Raw genomic sequence first — 16505 nt, forward strand, 5'->3', positions numbered from 1 at the left:
ATACTATATTCGCGAAAATAATATAACGAGAATAAAGTTCGCAGAGCCCGAAGTTATACTAAATTCGCAAAGATAGTATAACCCACTGGACTTAATCTCCTGTTATTTTTAAACCGGGGTCGGTCTGCTAAGAGGCACAGATGCCGGCGATCTGCCGGTTCGCAGCCAAAAGAGCGTGAAATGCGAATAGCGATGATCGGAACCGGCTATGTGGGGCTGGTGTCGGGGGCCTGCTTTGCCGATTTCGGCCACGACGTCATGTGTGTCGACAAGGATGCCGACAAGATCGCAGCGCTGCATCGCGGCGAGATCCCGATCTACGAGCCCGGGCTCGACGAGCTGGTGGCGGCCAACGTCAAGGCGGGACGGCTGGGCTTCACCACCGATCTGACGGCGCCGGTGGGCGAAGCCGACGCGGTATTCATAGCGGTGGGCACGCCGTCGCGGCGCGGCGACGGCCACGCCGATCTCAGCTACGTCTATGCGGCGGCGCGCGAGATCGCCGCGGCGCTGAAGGGCTTCACCGTCGTCGTCACCAAGTCGACGGTCCCGGTCGGCACCGGCGACGAGGTCGAGCGGCTGATCCGCGAGACCAATCCGGACGCCGACGCCGCGGTCGCATCCAATCCGGAATTCCTGCGCGAGGGCGCGGCGATCCGCGACTTCAAGTTCCCCGACCGGATCGTGATCGGCACCTCCGACGAGCGCGCGCGGAAGGTGCTCGGCGAGATCTATCGGCCGCTGTCGCTGAACCAGGGCCCGCTGATGTACACCGAGCGGCGCACCGCCGAACTGATCAAATACGCCGCCAACGCGTTTCTGGCGACCAAGATCACCTTCATCAACGAGATGGCGGATCTGGCCGAGAAGGTCGGCGCCGACGTCCAGGACGTCGCCCGCGGCATCGGCATGGACAACCGCATCGGGCCGAAATTCCTGCACGCCGGCCCCGGCTTCGGCGGCTCGTGCTTTCCCAAGGACACCCGCGCGCTGGTCAAGATCGGGGCCGATCACGAGGTGCCGCTGCGGATCGTCGAGGCGGTGCTCGCGGTCAACGACAACCGCAAGCGCGCGATGGCCCGCAAGGTCGCGCACGCGCTCGGCGGCAGCCTGCGCGGCAAGACCGTCGCGGTGCTCGGCCTCACCTTCAAACCCGACACCGACGACATGCGCGAGGCGCCGTCGATCCCGCTGGTGACCGGGCTGATGGACATGGGCGCCAAGGTCCGCGCCTTCGACCCGGTCGGCATGGCGCAGGCAAAGGCGGAACTGCCGGACATCACCTATTGCGACGACGCCTATGCCTGCGCCGAGGGCGCCGACGCGCTGGTGATCGTCACCGAATGGGTGCAGTTCCGGGCGCTCGATCTGCCGCGGCTCAAAGCCGCGATGCGGCAGCCGGTGATCGTCGATCTGCGCAACGTCTACCGCGCCGACCAGATGGCCGAGCACGGCTTCGTGTATCACAGCGTCGGACGCGGCAGCGCGTAGCGGAGACAGGCCGTGCGGGCGCGTCCGAGCGGCGTCGATGTCCGGCCGGGCGGCTTCGCGGGCGCCTCAGGGATGAACGCGATCCGCCTCGCCCTCGCCGGCGGCGCGTTCTGGCTGGTCGGCGCGATGGTGTTCTTTCGCCAGAGCTGGGCGTCGCGCCTCGACGTCGTCACAGGCGATCTCGGCGATGGCCGGCTGATCACCTTCCTACACGAGCATCTGTACGACTGGCTGCGCGGCGCGGCCGCATTCCGCTCGCCCGATTACTTCCACCCGCAGCGCCTGACGCTCGGCTTCACCGATTCGTTTCTGCTCGACGTCCTGCCGTATTCGCTGTTTCGCAGCCTCGGCGCCGACGCCTATCTGGCCATGCTGCTGCTGGACGTGTCGCTGTCGCTGATGTGCTTCGCCGCGGCGGCCGTGGTGCTGCTGCGCTATTTCCGGGTCACCCCGCTGATCGCCTTCGCCGCCGCCCTCCTGATCACCTTCCCGAACAATCTGTTCTTCAAGGCCAGCATCGGCCATCTGAATTTCTTCGGCCTGTACTGGGTGCCGGTGATCGGCCTGCTCGCGCTGTGGGCGTTCGACGGATTTCCCCGGCCGACCCGATGGTCCTATCTGCGCGGCTTCGTCGCCGGGCTGCTCTATGCGCTGCTGTTCAGCAGCGCCTACTACGTGGCGTGGCTGTTCGCACTCACCTTGCTGATCGCGGCGATCTGCGCCGGCGTCATCGCGCTGCGCCGCGGCGCGATTGCGATCGATCGGCGCGGCGGCGTTGCGCTGGCCGGGCTATCGGCGGTCGCAGCCGCGGGTTTCGTGATCGGCCTGTCTTCATTCGTCTATATCTACGGACCGGTGCTGGCGATCTTCCCCGGCCGTTCGTTCGCCGACTACCTCGCCTTCGCCCCGCACCCGATCGACCTTCTCAACGTCTCCCGTCACAACCTGATGTGGGGCAGCCTGGTGCGGGAGATGGTCGGCCCCGTCGTCAGCGACGACGGCGAACGCGGGCTGGCGGTGACGCCGATCCTGCTGCTGGCCTTCGTCGGCTTCTCGACCGGCCTGCTCCGCCGCGACCCGGCCGCGGCCGCCTCGCGACCTCGCTGGGAGGCGCTGTTCGTCTGGGCGAGCCTCGGCGTCTTCGTGCTGAGCTGGCTCCTGACCGTGCAGGTCGGCGGCACCAGCGCGTTCGCGCTGCTGTACAAGACCATTCCCGGCGCAGTGGCGATCCGCACCGGCGGCCGGATTCAGCTTCTGGTCAATCTCTGGGTGGTCTGCGGCCTCGCGCTCGCGCTCGACCGCTGGATCGCCGCGGCCAGGCCGGATGCGCGCCTCAAGCGGGTGGTGCCGGCCGGCTTGCTGCTGGCGCTGTGCGCGGCCGAGCAGCTCAACCGCAATCGCAGCGTGCTGACCCGCAGCGGCCAGCGGGCGCTGCTGGCGTCGATGCCGCCCGCACCGGCGGACTGCCGGTCGTTCTTCATCGATCGCCCCACCGACCTCCGCCTGTTCCAGTTCGACGCGCTCGCGATCGCGCAGGCCACCGGCCTGCCCACGCTCAACGGCTCGTCCGGCGTGTTTCCGCCGGACTGGGGCTTCTGGAATTACGACGCCGGCTATCTGCCGGCGGTGCAGCGCTGGATCGACGCCCACCGGCTGACGGGCGTCTGCAGCTACGACCAGACCGACCGGCGCTGGCGCGTGCGCGTGCGCGACTGAGCGCGGGCGCCTACTTGCCCCAGACTTCTCGCGCGACCTCGACCGCGAGCTGCAGCTTGTCCCACTGCTCCTGCTCGCTGAGGATGTTGCCTTCCTCGGTCGAGGCGAAGCCGCATTGCGGCGACAGCGCGAGCTGTTCCAAGGGCGCAAATTTCGCCGCTTCCTCGAGACGACGCTTGATGTCGTCTTTCTTTTCCAGCTCGCCGAATTTCGAGGTGATGACGCCGACCACCACGACCTTGTTGCCCTTCGGCAAAAAGCGCAGCGGCTCGAAGCCGCCGGCGCGTTCGGAATCGTATTCGAGGAAATAGCCGTCGTAATTGATGCCGGCGAGCAGCGTTTCGGCCACCGGCTCGTAGCCGCCGGAGGAGATCCAGGTCGAACGGAAATTGCCGCGGCAGACGTGGGTGGTGATCACCATGTCGGCGGGCCGTTCGGCGATCGCGTAGTTGATCACGCGGGCGTAGATCTGCTGCAGATTGTCCGGATCGTCGCCGCGGGCGCGGGCCTTCTCCAACTCGTCCTGCGAGCAAAGATAGGCCCACACGGTGTCGTCGAACTGCAGATAGCGGCAGCCGGCGTCGTAGAACGCCTTCACGGCCTTGCGATAGGTCTTGGCGAGGTCCTCGAAGAAACCGTCGAGATCCGGATAGACCTCCTTGGAGATCGCCTTGCGGCCGCCGCGGAAATGCAGCACCGCCGGCGACGGGATCGTCATCTTGGCGGTGACGTGCGCCGTGTCGGCGTGCTTCTTCAGGAAGCGGAAGTGATCGAGCATCGGATGATCGTCGGGGAAGTCGAGCTTGCCGATCACCCGGATCGAATCGTTGCGGGTCTGCACGCCGGCGAACTGGATGCCGGTGTCGGGATGATAGAGTTCGCAGCCGGTCAGATGGCTGAGGAAATCGAAGTGCCACCAGGAGCGGCGGAACTCGCCGTCGGTGGCGAGCTTGAGGCCGATCGCCGACTGCTTGTGGACGACCTTCTCGATTTCCATGTCCTCGATCTTCTTCAGATCGGCGGCGGTGATTTCGCCCTTCTCCAGCCTGGCGCGCGCCTCCTTGATGCTCTGCGGGCGCAACAGGCTGCCGACCTCGTCGGCTCGGAACGGGGCTCTGGTTCTCTGCATCGTTTCACTCCCAATCAGGATCAGCTTTTTGCACCGGCGGCGCTGGAGACGCCGAGGTAACGTTCCAGGGTCGCGGGATCTTCCTTCAGCGCCGCACTGGTCGCCTGATGGACGATCGCTCCGCGCTCCAATATCACAACGCGATCGGCGAGCCCGAGGATTTTTCGCGCGTTCTGCTCGACGATGATCGAGCAGATTCCGCCCGCCCGGGTGATCGCGCCGAGCGCGGTCATCAGTTCGTCGACGATGATCGGGGCCAGCCCTTCGGTCGGCTCGTCGAGCAGCAACAGCTTCGGATTGAGCATCAGCGCCCGGCCGATCGCCAGCATCTGCTGCTCGCCGCCGGAGAGCTGGTTGCCGAAATTGCCGCGCCGTTCTTCCAGCCGCGGAAACATCTGGTAGATCCGCGCCACCGTCCAGGGGCCCGGCTGCGCCACCGCGGTGAGGTTCTCCTCGACGGTGAGCGACTTGAAGATGTTGCGCTCCTGCGGCACCCAGCCGATCCCGGCGCGGGCGCGCTGATCCGGCCGCAACGCGGTGACGTCGACGCCGCCGAGCGAAATCCTTCCGGAGAACCGCCGCGTGACGCCGACGATCGAATTGATCAGCGTGGTCTTGCCGGTGCCGTTGCGGCCGAGCAGCGCCAGCGCCTGGCCTTCGTCGAGCCGCAGCGACAGCTCCGGCAGCACCACGGCCTCACCGTAGCCGGCGCGCAGTCTGTCGATCGCAAGCAGCTCAGACATTTGGAAGCTCAACCATGGGCGTCCTCGCCGAGATACACCGCCTTGACCTGCGGATCGCGCGCGACCTCTTCGGGCGAGCCTTCGACCAGCAGCGCGCCGGAGACCAGCACCGAAATCCGGTCGGCGAAGGAGAACACCAGATCCATGTCGTGCTCGATCAGCAGCACGGTGACGTCGCGCGGCAGGTTGGCCACCGCGGCGAGGATGTCGTGACGCTCGCTCTCCGGCACGCCGGCGGCGGGCTCGTCGAGCAGCAGCACCCGCGGCTTGGTGGCGATCGCCACCGCGATCTCCAGCAGGCGCTGCTTGCCGTAGGGCAGCCGGCCGGTCGGCTCGTTCATGACGTCGAGCAGATGGAAGCGCGCCAGATTGTCGGCGATCTCGCCGTTGATGTCGGCGCGGGTGCCCATCCGCCGCCACCAATCGCCGCCGTGGCCGGAGCGCTCCGACACCGCGAGGCCGATGGTCTCCAGCGGCGTGAGGTCGGCGTAGAGCTGATTGATCTGGAAGGTGCGCGACAGCCCGCGCAGCACGCGGCTGTGCACCGGCATCGTGGTGATGTCCTGCCCCTCCAGCAGGATGCGGCCGCCGTCCGGCTTCAGCACGCCGGTGAGCAGGTTGATCACCGTGGTCTTGCCGGCGCCGTTGGGGCCGATCAGCGCGTGGCGCGCGCCGGCCTCGACATTGAGCGAGAGGCTGCGGGTGACGTGGAGCCCGCCGAAATGCTTGTCGAGGCCGATCGTCTGCAGCGCCAGCGTCATGCCGCGCCTCCGCTCGGCTTGGCGCGGCGCAGCGCGCGGATAACCTTGCGCGGCACGAACATCACCCAGCGCTCCAGCCGCTCGCGGCCGATCAGCACGATTGTGACCAGCACCAGCCCGATCCAGAACAGCCAGTATTGCGGCGTGATGGTCGAGAAGATCTCCTGCAGGATCTTGAAGATCACCGCGCCGATCATGCCGCCGTACAGATAGCCGGTGCCGCCGAGCACCAGCACCAGCACCAGATCGGCCGAGCGCTCGAACGAGAACACGTCGAGCGAAGCGAGCTGGGTGGTCTGGGTGAACAGCGCGCCGGCGATGCCGGCATAGACCGCGGCGAGCGTGTAGATCGCGACCAGCCGCCGGTTGACCGGGATGCCGACGGCGGCGGCGCGCAGCGGATTGTTGCGGATCGCGCGAAGACTGAGGCCGAACGGCGAATGCACGACGCGGCGCGCCAGCAGGAACAACACGAACAGCACCGCGACGCTGTACCAGAACCCGACCTGGCCGAAGATGTCGAACTCGAACAGGCCGAGGATCGGCTGCATCACGATGCCCTGCAGGCCGTCGGAGCCGCCGGTGATGTCGGAGAACCGCTCGGCGAGCGCCTCCATCAGCAGCGCGATGCCGAGCGTCACCATCAGCCGCGTGAGATCGACGCCGCGGATCACCAGGAAGCTGGTGGCGAAGCCGAGCACGCCGGCGATCAGACCGGCGACCAGCAGCGCCAGCACCGGCTCGGGCACCAGGCCGTGCAGCGCCATCAGGCCGGCCGCATAGGCGCCGACGCCGAAGAACGCGGCGTGGCCGAGCGAGACGATGCCCGCATAGCCGAGGATCAGATCGAGCGACAGCGCGAACAGGCCGATCCGCAGGATCTCGGTCATGATCAGATAGCGCGACGGAAACAGCAGGCCGCAGCCGATCAGCACGATCCAGAACACGAATTCGGCCGGGTGCCAGCGCGCGGTGCGGCGGGCGTGGAAGCCGACATTGTCAGCGGGCGCGGTCATGCGGTCACCGCGCCGCGGTGCGGCCGAACAGGCCGTTGGGACGCCAGATCAGGATCACGATCATGATGGTGTAGATCATGAACGGCCCCATCTTCGGCAGATAGTATTTGCCGGCGACGTCGCCGATGCCGAGCAGCAGCGATGCGAGGAACGGCCCGGTGATCGACGACGACCCGCCGACGGTGACCACGATCAGAAAGTAGATCATGAACTTCAGCGGGAAATACGGATCGAGCCCGAGGATCTCGGCGGAGAGCGCGCCGCCGAAGCCGGCCAGCCCGCACCCGAACGCAAAGGTCAGCGCGAACACCTGCGGCACGTTGATGCCGAGCCCGGAGGCGACGCGCGGATCGTCGACCGCGGCGCGCAGCCGGCTGCCGAAGCGGGTCTTGGCCAGCGTCAGTTGCAGCGCCACGGTGAGCAGGCCGCAGATCACGATGATCATCAGCCGGTAGCGGCCGATGCCGACGCCGAACAGGTCGATCTGGCCCTGCAGCGCTTCGGGCAGCTTGATGAAGATCCGCGACGAGCCCATGATGAAATCGACCGCGGCGACCGACATGAAGACGAGGCCGACGCTGAACAGCACCTGGTCGAGATGCGAGCGGTCGTAGAGGTGGCGGTACAGCAGCCGCTCGAACAAGGCGCCGATCAGCGCGCTGGCGAGAAACGCGATCGGCAGCGCGGCGAAGAACGGCCAGCCCATATTGTTGACCAGCACCGCGCAGACATAGCCGCCGGCCATCGCGAACGCACCGTGGGCGAGGTTGACGAAATTCATCAGCCCCAGCGTCACCGCCAGCCCGCACGCCAGCACGAACAGCAACATGCCGTAAGCTATGCCGTCGAACAGGATGGTGAGGAAGGTCATGTCAGAAACAATCGGCTTGCTGTGTCATTCCGGGGCGCTCGCGCAGCGAGCGAACCCGGAATCCAGAGGTTGTTGCGCGGTCGAGATTCCGGGTTCGCGCTACGCGCGCCCCGGAATGACCGTGGATGGTCCTCGACGTAACGTCCATCGCCCCAACACGTCATGGCCGGGCTCGTCCCGGCCATCCACGAGCCCCATGCACCGCAGTTCGTGGATGCCCGGGACAAGCCCGGGCATGACGTGGATGGGGTGGCGGGGAGTATCGACCTCAGCACGCGTGGCTCCGCCTTACTTCTTCGTCTTGCCGGGGTCCTTCACGGCGTCGAATTTGGCGAATTCGATGTTGTAGAGTTCGCCGTCGACCTTTTCCACCTTACGAATGTAGATATCCTGGACGATGTCGCGGGTCTCCGGATCGATCGAGATCGGGCCGCGCGGGCTTTCCCAGCTCATGCCCTTCATCGCCGCGATCAGCGAATCGCCGTCGGTCTTGCCGCCGGTCTTCTTCAGCGCCTCATAGACCAGATGGATGCCGTCATAGCCGCCGACCGCCATGAAGCCCGGGCGCTGGCCGAAATCCTTCTTGTAGGTCGCGACGAATTCCTTGTTCATCGCGGACGGATGCGCCGCCGAATACATGTGGGCGGTGACCACGCCCAGCGCGGCGTCGCCCATGCTGTTCAGGAGGTCGTCGTCCATCACGTCGCCGGGGCCGATCACCTTGATGCCGCTCTTGTCGAGCCCGCGCTCGGCGAACTGCCGCATGAAGTTGCCGCCCTGCCCGGCCGGCACGAACACGAACATCGCATCCGGCTTGGCGTCCTTCATCCGCTGCAGGAACGGCGCGAAGTCCGGATTGGCGAGCGGTACCTTGATCTCTTCGACGATCTGGCCGCCGCCGGCGGTGAAGTGCTGCTTGAACGCCGCCAGCGCGTCATTGCCCGGCGCGTAGTCCGAGGTCAACGTCGCGACCTTCTTGATGCCGTTCTTCGCCGCCCAGTCGCCGATGATGGTCGAGGATTGCGCCAGCGTGAACGAGGTGCGGACGATGTAGGGCGAGCGCTCGGTGATGATCGAGGTGCCGGCGGCCATCACGATCTGCGGCACCTTGGCCTGCGTCGCCAGCGGCGCCGCAGCGAGCGCGGCCGGGGTTATGCCGAAGCCGGCGATCACATTGACCTTGTCGTTGACGATCAATTCCTGCGCGAGCCGCTTGGTGTTGTCGGGAATCGCGGCGTCGTCCTTGAGGATCACTTCGATCTTCTTGCCGGCGACGGTATCGCCGTGCTTCTTGATGTAGAGCTTGATCGCGTTGTCGATCTGCTTGCCGGTCGAGGCCTGGCCGCCGGTCATCGGCACGATCAGACCGATCTTGAAGGTGTCCGCGGCCTGTGCCGCAGCGATCGGAGCCGTGGTTGCGAGAGCGATGCAGGCGGCCTGCAGCAGTGTTCGTCTGCCAATCAGCATGAGCGTTTCCCCTTGTCCCTGAGCCTCGCGTCCGAAGCTTTTGCTCCGGTCCGCATCCTAGCCGAGATGGCGCCGCTGTGTCTTGCAAGGCTGGAGCGCTTCCATCCTGCAATCAGAATGGACATCGCGTGATGTCGCACCTCGCCGGCGCTCCCACGGCAACCAATTGCCAAGGGTCTCGTGCTACGGAAGGGTGCGCGGCTCCAACCTTCGACCTCTGAATCCACGGCTTTGATCGGCGGACTGGCCATATCATTGCCATGGAAGCCGGGATGATGGGTGCAATATCAGGTATGCCACAATCGGATAGCAGAAAGACCATTCGGCGCGATCGACGGGCTTTCGCGCCACCGAGCCGGACCGCAGCCGCGGACCGGCGATGAACCGGGACTTCAAGATATAAATGCAAACGAGTTCGTTGCGTCCACATTCGTTGCGTCTGACGGTCGCCGTCGGCGTCCTGCTGTGTGGTCTGGCAGGCTGCGGCACCATCAATGAACAACTCACTGTCGGCCTCGCCGACCACGTCCCGCAATGGGCCGGCGGCCTGCCGCCGAACGCGCCGCCGCGCCCCGGCACGGCCAAGTACGACGCCTACATGCGCGAGCAGGAGCGGCTGCGCAACATGCCCGCCGCCGAGCGCCAGAAGATCGAGGCCGCCAAGGCGGCCGAGACCGGCGGGGCGACGCAGGCCGGCGAGGCTCCGCGCTGAACCGGAACGATCGCCGCTTCGCGCCGTTCGATCGCTGGGCTCGGGAGCAATAAAGTATGCGCTGGTTCTTCGGCGGCCTCGCCGCGATCCTGATCGTCGTCCTGATCTATCTGGGATCCGCCGCAGTGTCGCTGGCTGGCCTCGCCGCCGCCGCACGATCCGGCGATGGCGCCGCGGTGATCGCGCGCACGGATGTGAAGTCGCTGACCCAGTCGCTGGCGGATCAGATCGTCGGCGCGTATCTGGACCGCATCGGGCAAAGCCGCCAGGTTCGCCCGATGGAACGAACCCTGGTGCGCGGGGTGGGAATAGGTTTCGCCGAGGCGATGATCGCCAAGATGCTGACGCCGGACCGTCTGACGCAGCTCCTGAAGACCGGCGGAATCGGCGCGAATGACGGCCTGCCGTCGTTCGAGGGTGTTCCGAAGCTCGCCGATCTCGACACCGGCAACGTGCTCTCACTGCTGCAGCGGTTTCGATTCATCCAGCCGGTCGAATTCGCGATCCGGATCAGCGAAAGCTCCGAACCGGAGCTCTACAGCGCCGTGAAGGTGCATTTCTACGGCACCGGGTGGAAGATGTCGGGCCTGGTCCTCCCCGAGAAGGTCGCCCGCGATCTGGCGGCAGCGCTGCCGGCGAAGTGACAAGCAGTCAGTGCGTTCGCTCGATCAATCCACGAACACCACGGTCTTGCGACCGTTGAGGATCACCCGGTCGTCGAGGTGATAGTGCATCGCGCGGGCCAGCACCCGCCGTTCGATGTCGCGGCCCTTGCGCACCAGATCGGCCGGCGTGTCGCGGTGGCTGATGCGCTCGACGTCCTGATCGATGATCGGGCCCTCGTCGAGCGTGCTGGTGACATAATGCGCGGTGGCGCCGATCAGCTTGACGCCGCGATCGAACGCCTGGTGATAGGGCCTGGCGCCCTTGAAGCCCGGCAGGAACGAATGATGGATATTGATGCAGCGCCCGGCGAGGCGGCCCGCCATTTCGTCGGACAGGATCTGCATGTAGCGCGCCAGAACGACGAGATCGGTCTTGGTCTGCGCGATCAGCGCGGTGATCGCCGCCTCCTGCTGCCGCCGCGTGTCCTTGGTCACCGGCAAATGGTAGAACGGGATCTCGCCGAAATCGAAGCCGCTGAAGGTCTCGCGCGGATGATTGGAGACGATCGCGGTCGGGATCATCTGCAACTCGTCGATCCGCCAGCGATACAGAATATCGGCGAGGCAGTGATCGGACTGCGACACCAGCAGCATCACCCGGCGGCGGGTGCTGCGGTCGCGCATGTGCCAGCCCATCGTGAACTTGACCGCGACGGCGGAGAAGCCGTTGCGCAGCTCCGCCAGCGGCACCACCCGGTCGGCGGCGTTGAACACCACGCGCATGAAGAAGTGGCCGCTCTCGATGTCGTTGTATTGCTGCGCGTCGAGCACGTTCTGGCCGTTCTCGAACAGGAACGTCGTCACCGCGGCGGTGATGCCGACGCGATCGGGGCAGGACAGGGTCAGCACGTATTGATGATGCGGCATGGGCGATCTTGATAGCAGCGGCGGCGCCGGAACTCGGTTCGGGCCCCTGCTCTAGCATCGGCGCGAGGCTTGCGCCAATCCCGATCAAAGGCGCAAGATGACCGAATAAACGGCGATCGGCGGAGTTTTCATGGCTGGACGGCTCGGCGGCACCCGCATCCTGATTCTGGAGACCCGCGAGGAAGCGCAGTTCTCCCGCCTGCTCGCCGACCAGGGCGCCGACGTGCTTCAATGTCCGATGGTCGCGATCGTCGACGCGCCGGAGCCCGCCCCGGTGGTGGCGTGGATCGACAGGCTGATCGCGAACCCGTTCGACGATCTGGTGCTGACCACCGGCGAAGGCCTCCGCCGCCTCGCCAAGCTGGCGCGCAGCCTCGGCCGCGAGCGCGACTTCGTCGAAGCGGTCGGAAAGACCCGGCGGTTCGCCCGTGGCCCCAAGCCCGGCCGTGCGCTGCGCGAGATCGGGCTCGACGCCGACATCACCACGCAGACGCCGACCTCGGAAGGCATCGCCGCGACGCTCGCGCCCTACGATCTGCGCGATCGTCGCGTCGGCCTGCAGCTCTATCCCGACAAGGATCACGCCGCGCTGATCGGCGCCATCGTGGCGCAGGGCGCTGAGGTCGACACCGTGCTGCCTTATGCCTACGACGCGCGCGCCGCGGAGGAGAATGTCGTCATCGCGATCGAGGAGATGGCGCAAGGTCGCGTCGACGCGATCGCGCTGACCAGTTCCAACCAACTCCGGCGACTGTTCGATGTCGCGGCGGCGCGCGGCTGCGAGGCGCGATTGCGCGAGGGCCTCGACGCGACGCCGATCGCGTCGGTCGGCCCGGTGGTGTCGGACGAATTGCGGCACTATGGACTCACTCCCGCGATCACGCCGCCGGACGGCGCGTTCTTCATGAAGCCGCTGATCAGCGCGATGATCGCGTCGCTGGGCAGCCGGCCGCCGCGCAGTGCAGCATCATCGTGACTTGACGCCCTCGCCCGCACCGCCAAGATGCACACAAACAAGAACAAGGTCGGGTGGACATGCGGGCGCTGCCATTGTCGGAATTGCGCGTCGTGGAAATCGGGTCCGGCGACGCGCTGGCTTACTGCGGCAAGCTGTTCGCCGATTTCGGCGCCGAGGTCATCAAGGTCGAGCCGCCCGGCGGCGATCCAGAACGGCAGACCGCGCCGCTGGTCGACAGCGGCGGACGGCGCGAGAGCGCCGGCTTCGCCTGGCTCAACACCAACAAGCGCAGCATCATTGCGGATCTCGACCACCCGGACGACGTCGCGCGGATCGAACGCTTACTTGCGGACAGCGACCTGCTGATCGACTCGCGCCATCCCGTCGCGATCGAGGCTTCGGCGCTGTCGCATCGCAGTCTCCGTGAAACGCAGCCCGGCCTCGCCATCACCGCGCTGTCGTGGTTCGGCGAGCGCGGCCCGTATCGCGACTACCTCGCGACCGATTCGGTTTGCCGCAGCCTTGCCGGGCTGGTGAAACTGGTCGGCCCGGCGGAAGGCCCGCCGGTGCTGCCGCGCGACGGCCAGATCGCGGTGATCGCCGGCCTCACCGCTTTCATCCCGACGCTCGCCGGAATGTTCGCCCGCGCCGATCAGGGCGCACGCCGGTTCGCCGTCAACGCCTTCGAGGCGATGCTGCAGGTCACCGAATTCGACATCGCACTGGCGCTGGAAGCCGGCTCGACACGGCCGCGGATCGGACTGAACCGGTTCGGCCGCGGCTTTCCGGTCGGCAACTACCCGACCAAGGACGGGTGGCTCGGCGTCACGGTGGTGACGCCGGCGCAATGGCTCGGCTTCTGCGCGATGATCGGCCTGCCCGAACTCGGTCCCGACCCGCGCTATTCGGCGACCAACGATCGCTTCGCCCATGCCGACGAGTTGAATTCGATCATCGGGCCGGTGCTGATGCGCAAGACCGCGACGGAATGGTTCGAGCGCGGCCTGGAATTGCGACTGCCGCTGGCGCTGGTGCCGGACATGGCGCAATTGCTGGCGCAGCCGGTGATGCGCGAACGCGGCGCTTTCGGGAAAGTCGAGATCGGCACAGCGTCGTTCGAGGCGCCGGTGCTGCCGCAGCGGCTGACGCGATCGCCCGGCAGGCCCAATGGCCGCGCACCGCTCGCCGGCGAGCACGACGATGCCGAGCTGCCGCCGCGCCGGCGCGTCGCCGAACGCGCCGCGGGACCGGACGAGGCGTTGCCGCTGTCGGGAATCCGCATCGTCGATCTCACCATGGGCTGGGCCGGGCCGTCGGCGGTGCGCCAGCTCGGCGATCTCGGCGCGGACATCGTCAAGGTCGAGTCCTGCCAGTATCCGGACTGGTTCCGCGGCACCGATCCGCGCGGGCCGTATCATCCCGAACGCACCTACGAGAAGACCTACTGGTTCCAGACAATGAACCGCAACAAGCGCGGCATCACGCTGGATCTCACCACCGAGGACGGCCGCGCGGTGCTGACGCGGCTGCTCGCCGACGCCGACGCGGTGATCGACAACTACGCGGCCGACGTGCTGCCGCGGCTCGGCCTCGACGTCGCGGCGATGCAGGCGATCAATCCGCGGCTCGTCATTGTGACGATGCCGGCGTTCGGCATCACCGGCCGCTGGAGCGCGGCGCGCGCCTATGGCTCGACGCTGGAACAGGCGTCCGGGCTGCCGTCGATCACCGGCCGCGACGGCGATCCGCCGACGATGCAGCACGCCGCATTGGGCGATCCGGTCGGCGGGCTGAACGCCGCCGCCGCGCTGATGCTCGGGCTGACGCACCAGAAGAAGACCGGCGAAGGCCAGCACATCGACCTGTCGCAGGTCGAATGCATGCTGCCGATGCTCGCCGCCTCGATCATCGAGCAGTCGGCGACGGGACACACCAGTCCGCGGATCGGCAACCGGCATCCGCGCTTCGTGCCGAGCGGCTGCTTTCCCTGCGCAGGCGAGGATCAGTGGGTGACGCTGGTGGTGCAGAGCGACGCACAATGGGCCGCGCTGTGCCGGGTGATGCATCGCCCCGATCTCGCCCACGATCCGGCGCTCGCCAGCGCGGAGGGCCGTCGCGCCGACGAGGATCGCATCGAGGTCGCGGTCCGGCACTGGACCTCCGGCGTCCGGCCGGACCTGGCGATGGTGACGCTGCAGGAGGCCGGCATCGCCGCCGGCGTCGCGCGGCTGCCGGTGGACCTCGTCGGCGATCCGCATCTACTCGCGACCGGCCACTGGCAGCCGGTGGTCCGCCCGTATATGGGGCCGCATCTGCTGCCCTCGGTGTCGTATCGCGAAGGCTTCGCCGAACGGCCCTACCCGATCGAGCGGCTGGCGCCGACGCTCGGCGAACACAACACCGAGGTGCTGCACGCGCTCGGATTAGGCGGTGCCGAGATCGCAAAGCTGCGCGAGCGGGGCGTGATCGGAAACGTGGCGACGACGAAGAAGAGCGGCGGCGCCCGCCAGGCGGCGGAATAAGAGGGCCTGCCCGGGCCCGGATCCGATACGAAATAGTCAGCCGATCCCTTCGCCTTTCAGCCTGTCGGCGCAAGACAGTGGAGATGCGCCGCGTCCGACATCCGGACGCGACAATGCGACCCACGGCTGCCGCGGATGCCGGGCGATAAGTATGAATCAGGAGAAGCGCAATCGGCGGGTTGAAACTCCCGGCCGATCTGCGCTAACACGCTTGCAAGCTAAAAAAGACCCTCAGGGGATCAAGGGAGAAACAAGATGAAGAGACTTCTCGCAGCCGTCGCAATCGCGCTGCCCATGCTCGGGGCCGCGGCGAGTGCTCAAGAAACAGTCAAGATCGGCTATATAGATCCGTTGTCCGGCGGCGGCGCCAGCGTCGGCGAAGGCGGGCTCAAGACCTTCCAGTATCTCGCCGACGAGCTCAACGCCAAGGGCGGAATTCTCGGCAAGAAGGTCGAAATCGTCCCGCTCGACAACAAGACCAATCCGCAGGAAAGCTTGATCCAGGCGCAGAAGGCGATCGACTCCGGCGTGCGTTACGTCACCCAGGGCAACGGCTCGTCGGTGGCCGGCGCGCTGTCGGACTTCGTCACCAAGTTCAACGAACGCAACCCCGGCAAGGAAGTCCTGTACTTCAATTACGCCGCGGTCGACCCCGTGCTCACCAATGAGAAGTGCAGCTTCTGGCACTTCCGCTGGGATGCGAACTCCGACATCAAGATGGAAGCGCTGACGAACTACATGAAGGATCAGCCTTCGATCAAGAAGGTGTATCTGATCAACCAGGACTATTCGTTCGGCCAGTCGGTCCGCACCACCGCCCGGGCGATGCTGTCCAAGAAGCGCGCGGACATCCAGATCGTCGGCGACGAGCTGCATCCGCTGCTGAAGATCACCGACTTCGCCCCCTACGTCGCCAAGATCAAGGCGTCGGGCGCCGACACCGTGGTGACCGGCAATTGGGGCCAGGATATCGCGCTGCTGCTGAAGGCGGCCGCCGATGCGGGCCTCAAGGTGAGCTGGTACACCTACTACGCCGGCGGCGCCGGCGGCCCGACCGCAATCAAGCAGACCGGCCTCAACCATCAGGTGTTCCAGATCACCGAAGGCTTCGCCAACGTCGCGCACAAGGAATCGCAGGACTTCGAAAAGGCGTTCCGCGCCAAGGTCGACCTGAGCCTGTGGTACCCGCGCGCCGTCAACGAAATGCGGATGTTCGCCGCCGCGGCCGAGAAGGCCAAGTCGGTGGATCCGGTGAAGGTGGCGCAGGCGCTCGAGGGCATGAAGTTCGAAGTGTTCAACGGCGGCCAGGGTGAAATGCGGAAGGACGATCACCAGTTCTTCCAGCCGATCTACATCTCGTCGTTCGGCGAGATTCCGGCGGGCCAGTTCGACGAAGAGAAGACCGGCTGGGGCTGGAAGCAGGTCGCCAAGATCGAAACCGACAAGACGATCCTGCCGACCACCTGCAAGATGGACCGTCCGTAACGGCCCCAATCGACGTCATGCCCGGGCTTGTCCCGGGCATCCACGCCCTTCGGCGTGGCTACGCACAAGACGTGGATGGCCGGGACGAACCCGGCCATGACG

General features: G+C 66.4%; 14 protein-coding genes. 7 read left to right on the plus strand and 7 right to left on the minus strand.

Annotated elements, in window-relative coordinates; genetic code table 11:
* Positions 1-180: 180 nt before the first annotated feature.
* Positions 181-1491, plus strand: a complete 1311-nt coding sequence (locus SR870_RS11945) for a UDP-glucose/GDP-mannose dehydrogenase family protein (protein ID WP_322518174.1) — start codon at positions 181-183, stop codon at positions 1489-1491.
* Positions 1492-1503: 12 nt separating this feature from the next.
* Positions 1504-3207: a hypothetical protein gene (locus tag SR870_RS11950; RefSeq protein ID WP_322518175.1), complete on the plus strand. Its 1704-nt coding sequence runs from the start codon at positions 1504-1506 to the stop codon at positions 3205-3207.
* A 10-nt stretch (positions 3208-3217) separates the two neighbouring features.
* Here SR870_RS11950 and SR870_RS11955 read toward each other — a convergent pair whose 3' ends face one another.
* The 6 genes from SR870_RS11955 to SR870_RS11980 all read right to left on the minus strand — a co-directional run bounded on the left by SR870_RS11955 (position 3218) and on the right by SR870_RS11980 (position 9194).
* The gene (locus tag SR870_RS11955) at positions 3218-4336 is read right to left on the minus strand and encodes a cobalamin-independent methionine synthase II family protein (RefSeq protein ID WP_322518176.1); all 1119 of its coding nucleotides are present in this window, start codon (positions 4334-4336) and stop codon (positions 3218-3220) included.
* Between the two features lie 20 nt (positions 4337-4356).
* The gene (locus SR870_RS11960) at positions 4357-5079 is read right to left on the minus strand and encodes an ABC transporter ATP-binding protein (RefSeq protein WP_322518177.1); all 723 of its coding nucleotides are present in this window, start codon (positions 5077-5079) and stop codon (positions 4357-4359) included.
* 8 nt (positions 5080-5087) lie between these two features.
* Positions 5088-5840, minus strand: coding sequence for an ABC transporter ATP-binding protein (locus SR870_RS11965; protein WP_322518178.1), 753 nt, complete (start codon positions 5838-5840; stop codon positions 5088-5090).
* A complete protein-coding gene (locus SR870_RS11970; RefSeq protein ID WP_322513790.1) occupies positions 5837-6856 on the minus strand; it encodes a branched-chain amino acid ABC transporter permease in 1020 nt (339 codons plus the stop codon). Before SR870_RS11970 ends, SR870_RS11965 begins: the two co-directional genes overlap by 4 nt.
* 4 nt (positions 6857-6860) lie before the next feature.
* The gene (locus SR870_RS11975; RefSeq protein WP_322513791.1) at positions 6861-7727 is read right to left on the minus strand and encodes a branched-chain amino acid ABC transporter permease; all 867 of its coding nucleotides are present in this window, start codon (positions 7725-7727) and stop codon (positions 6861-6863) included.
* Between the two features lie 288 nt (positions 7728-8015).
* The gene (locus SR870_RS11980) at positions 8016-9194 is read right to left on the minus strand and encodes an ABC transporter substrate-binding protein (RefSeq protein WP_322513792.1); all 1179 of its coding nucleotides are present in this window, start codon (positions 9192-9194) and stop codon (positions 8016-8018) included.
* Between the two features lie 403 nt (positions 9195-9597).
* On the opposite strand from SR870_RS11980, the gene SR870_RS11985 reads away from it, so the two are divergent.
* Positions 9598-9906, plus strand: coding sequence for a hypothetical protein (locus SR870_RS11985; RefSeq protein WP_322513793.1), 309 nt, complete (start codon positions 9598-9600; stop codon positions 9904-9906).
* Between the two features lie 56 nt (positions 9907-9962).
* On the plus strand, positions 9963-10550 hold the full coding sequence (locus tag SR870_RS11990) for a DUF2939 domain-containing protein (protein WP_322513794.1): 588 nt from the start codon (positions 9963-9965) through the stop codon (positions 10548-10550).
* Between the two features lie 24 nt (positions 10551-10574).
* Here SR870_RS11990 and purU read toward each other — a convergent pair whose 3' ends face one another.
* Positions 10575-11438 carry a formyltetrahydrofolate deformylase gene (gene purU, locus SR870_RS11995; protein ID WP_322513795.1) on the minus strand — a complete coding sequence of 288 codons (864 nt, stop codon included), beginning with the start codon at positions 11436-11438 and terminating at the stop codon, positions 10575-10577.
* Positions 11439-11568: 130 nt separating this feature from the next.
* On the opposite strand from purU, the gene SR870_RS12000 reads away from it, so the two are divergent.
* From SR870_RS12000 to SR870_RS12010, 3 genes are all read left to right on the plus strand, one after another.
* A complete protein-coding gene (locus SR870_RS12000; protein WP_322513796.1) occupies positions 11569-12414 on the plus strand; it encodes a uroporphyrinogen-III synthase in 846 nt (281 codons plus the stop codon).
* 59 nt (positions 12415-12473) lie between these two features.
* The gene (locus SR870_RS12005; protein WP_322513797.1) at positions 12474-14918 is read left to right on the plus strand and encodes a CoA transferase; all 2445 of its coding nucleotides are present in this window, start codon (positions 12474-12476) and stop codon (positions 14916-14918) included.
* Positions 14919-15173: 255 nt separating this feature from the next.
* Positions 15174-16403, plus strand: a complete 1230-nt coding sequence (locus tag SR870_RS12010; protein WP_322513798.1) for a branched-chain amino acid ABC transporter substrate-binding protein — start codon at positions 15174-15176, stop codon at positions 16401-16403.
* Positions 16404-16505 lie beyond the last annotated feature (102 nt).

This window comes from Rhodopseudomonas palustris (assembly GCF_034479375.1).
Classification (GTDB): Bacteria; Pseudomonadota; Alphaproteobacteria; order Rhizobiales; family Xanthobacteraceae; genus Rhodopseudomonas; species Rhodopseudomonas palustris_M.

Bases quoted from the DNA above. Each gene is read 5' to 3' on its own strand.
- SR870_RS11945 (WP_322518174.1), top strand. From the start codon at position 181: ATGCGAATAGCGATGATCGGAACCGGCTATGTGGGGCTGGTGTCGGGG.
- SR870_RS11955 (WP_322518176.1), bottom strand. From the start codon at position 4,336: ATGCAGAGAACCAGAGCCCCGTTCCGAGCCGACGAGGTCGGCAGCCTG.
- SR870_RS11960 (WP_322518177.1), bottom strand. From the start codon at position 5,079: ATGTCTGAGCTGCTTGCGATCGACAGACTGCGCGCCGGCTACGGTGAG.
- SR870_RS11965 (WP_322518178.1), bottom strand. From the start codon at position 5,840: ATGACGCTGGCGCTGCAGACGATCGGCCTCGACAAGCATTTCGGCGGG.
- SR870_RS11970 (WP_322513790.1), bottom strand. From the start codon at position 6,856: ATGACCGCGCCCGCTGACAATGTCGGCTTCCACGCCCGCCGCACCGCG.
- SR870_RS11975 (WP_322513791.1), bottom strand. From the start codon at position 7,727: ATGACCTTCCTCACCATCCTGTTCGACGGCATAGCTTACGGCATGTTG.
- SR870_RS11980 (WP_322513792.1), bottom strand. From the start codon at position 9,194: ATGCTGATTGGCAGACGAACACTGCTGCAGGCCGCCTGCATCGCTCTC.
- SR870_RS11985 (WP_322513793.1), top strand. From the start codon at position 9,598: ATGCAAACGAGTTCGTTGCGTCCACATTCGTTGCGTCTGACGGTCGCC.
- SR870_RS11990 (WP_322513794.1), top strand. From the start codon at position 9,963: ATGCGCTGGTTCTTCGGCGGCCTCGCCGCGATCCTGATCGTCGTCCTG.
- purU (WP_322513795.1), bottom strand. From the start codon at position 11,438: ATGCCGCATCATCAATACGTGCTGACCCTGTCCTGCCCCGATCGCGTC.
- SR870_RS12000 (WP_322513796.1), top strand. From the start codon at position 11,569: ATGGCTGGACGGCTCGGCGGCACCCGCATCCTGATTCTGGAGACCCGC.
- SR870_RS12005 (WP_322513797.1), top strand. From the start codon at position 12,474: ATGCGGGCGCTGCCATTGTCGGAATTGCGCGTCGTGGAAATCGGGTCC.
- SR870_RS12010 (WP_322513798.1), top strand. From the start codon at position 15,174: ATGAAGAGACTTCTCGCAGCCGTCGCAATCGCGCTGCCCATGCTCGGG.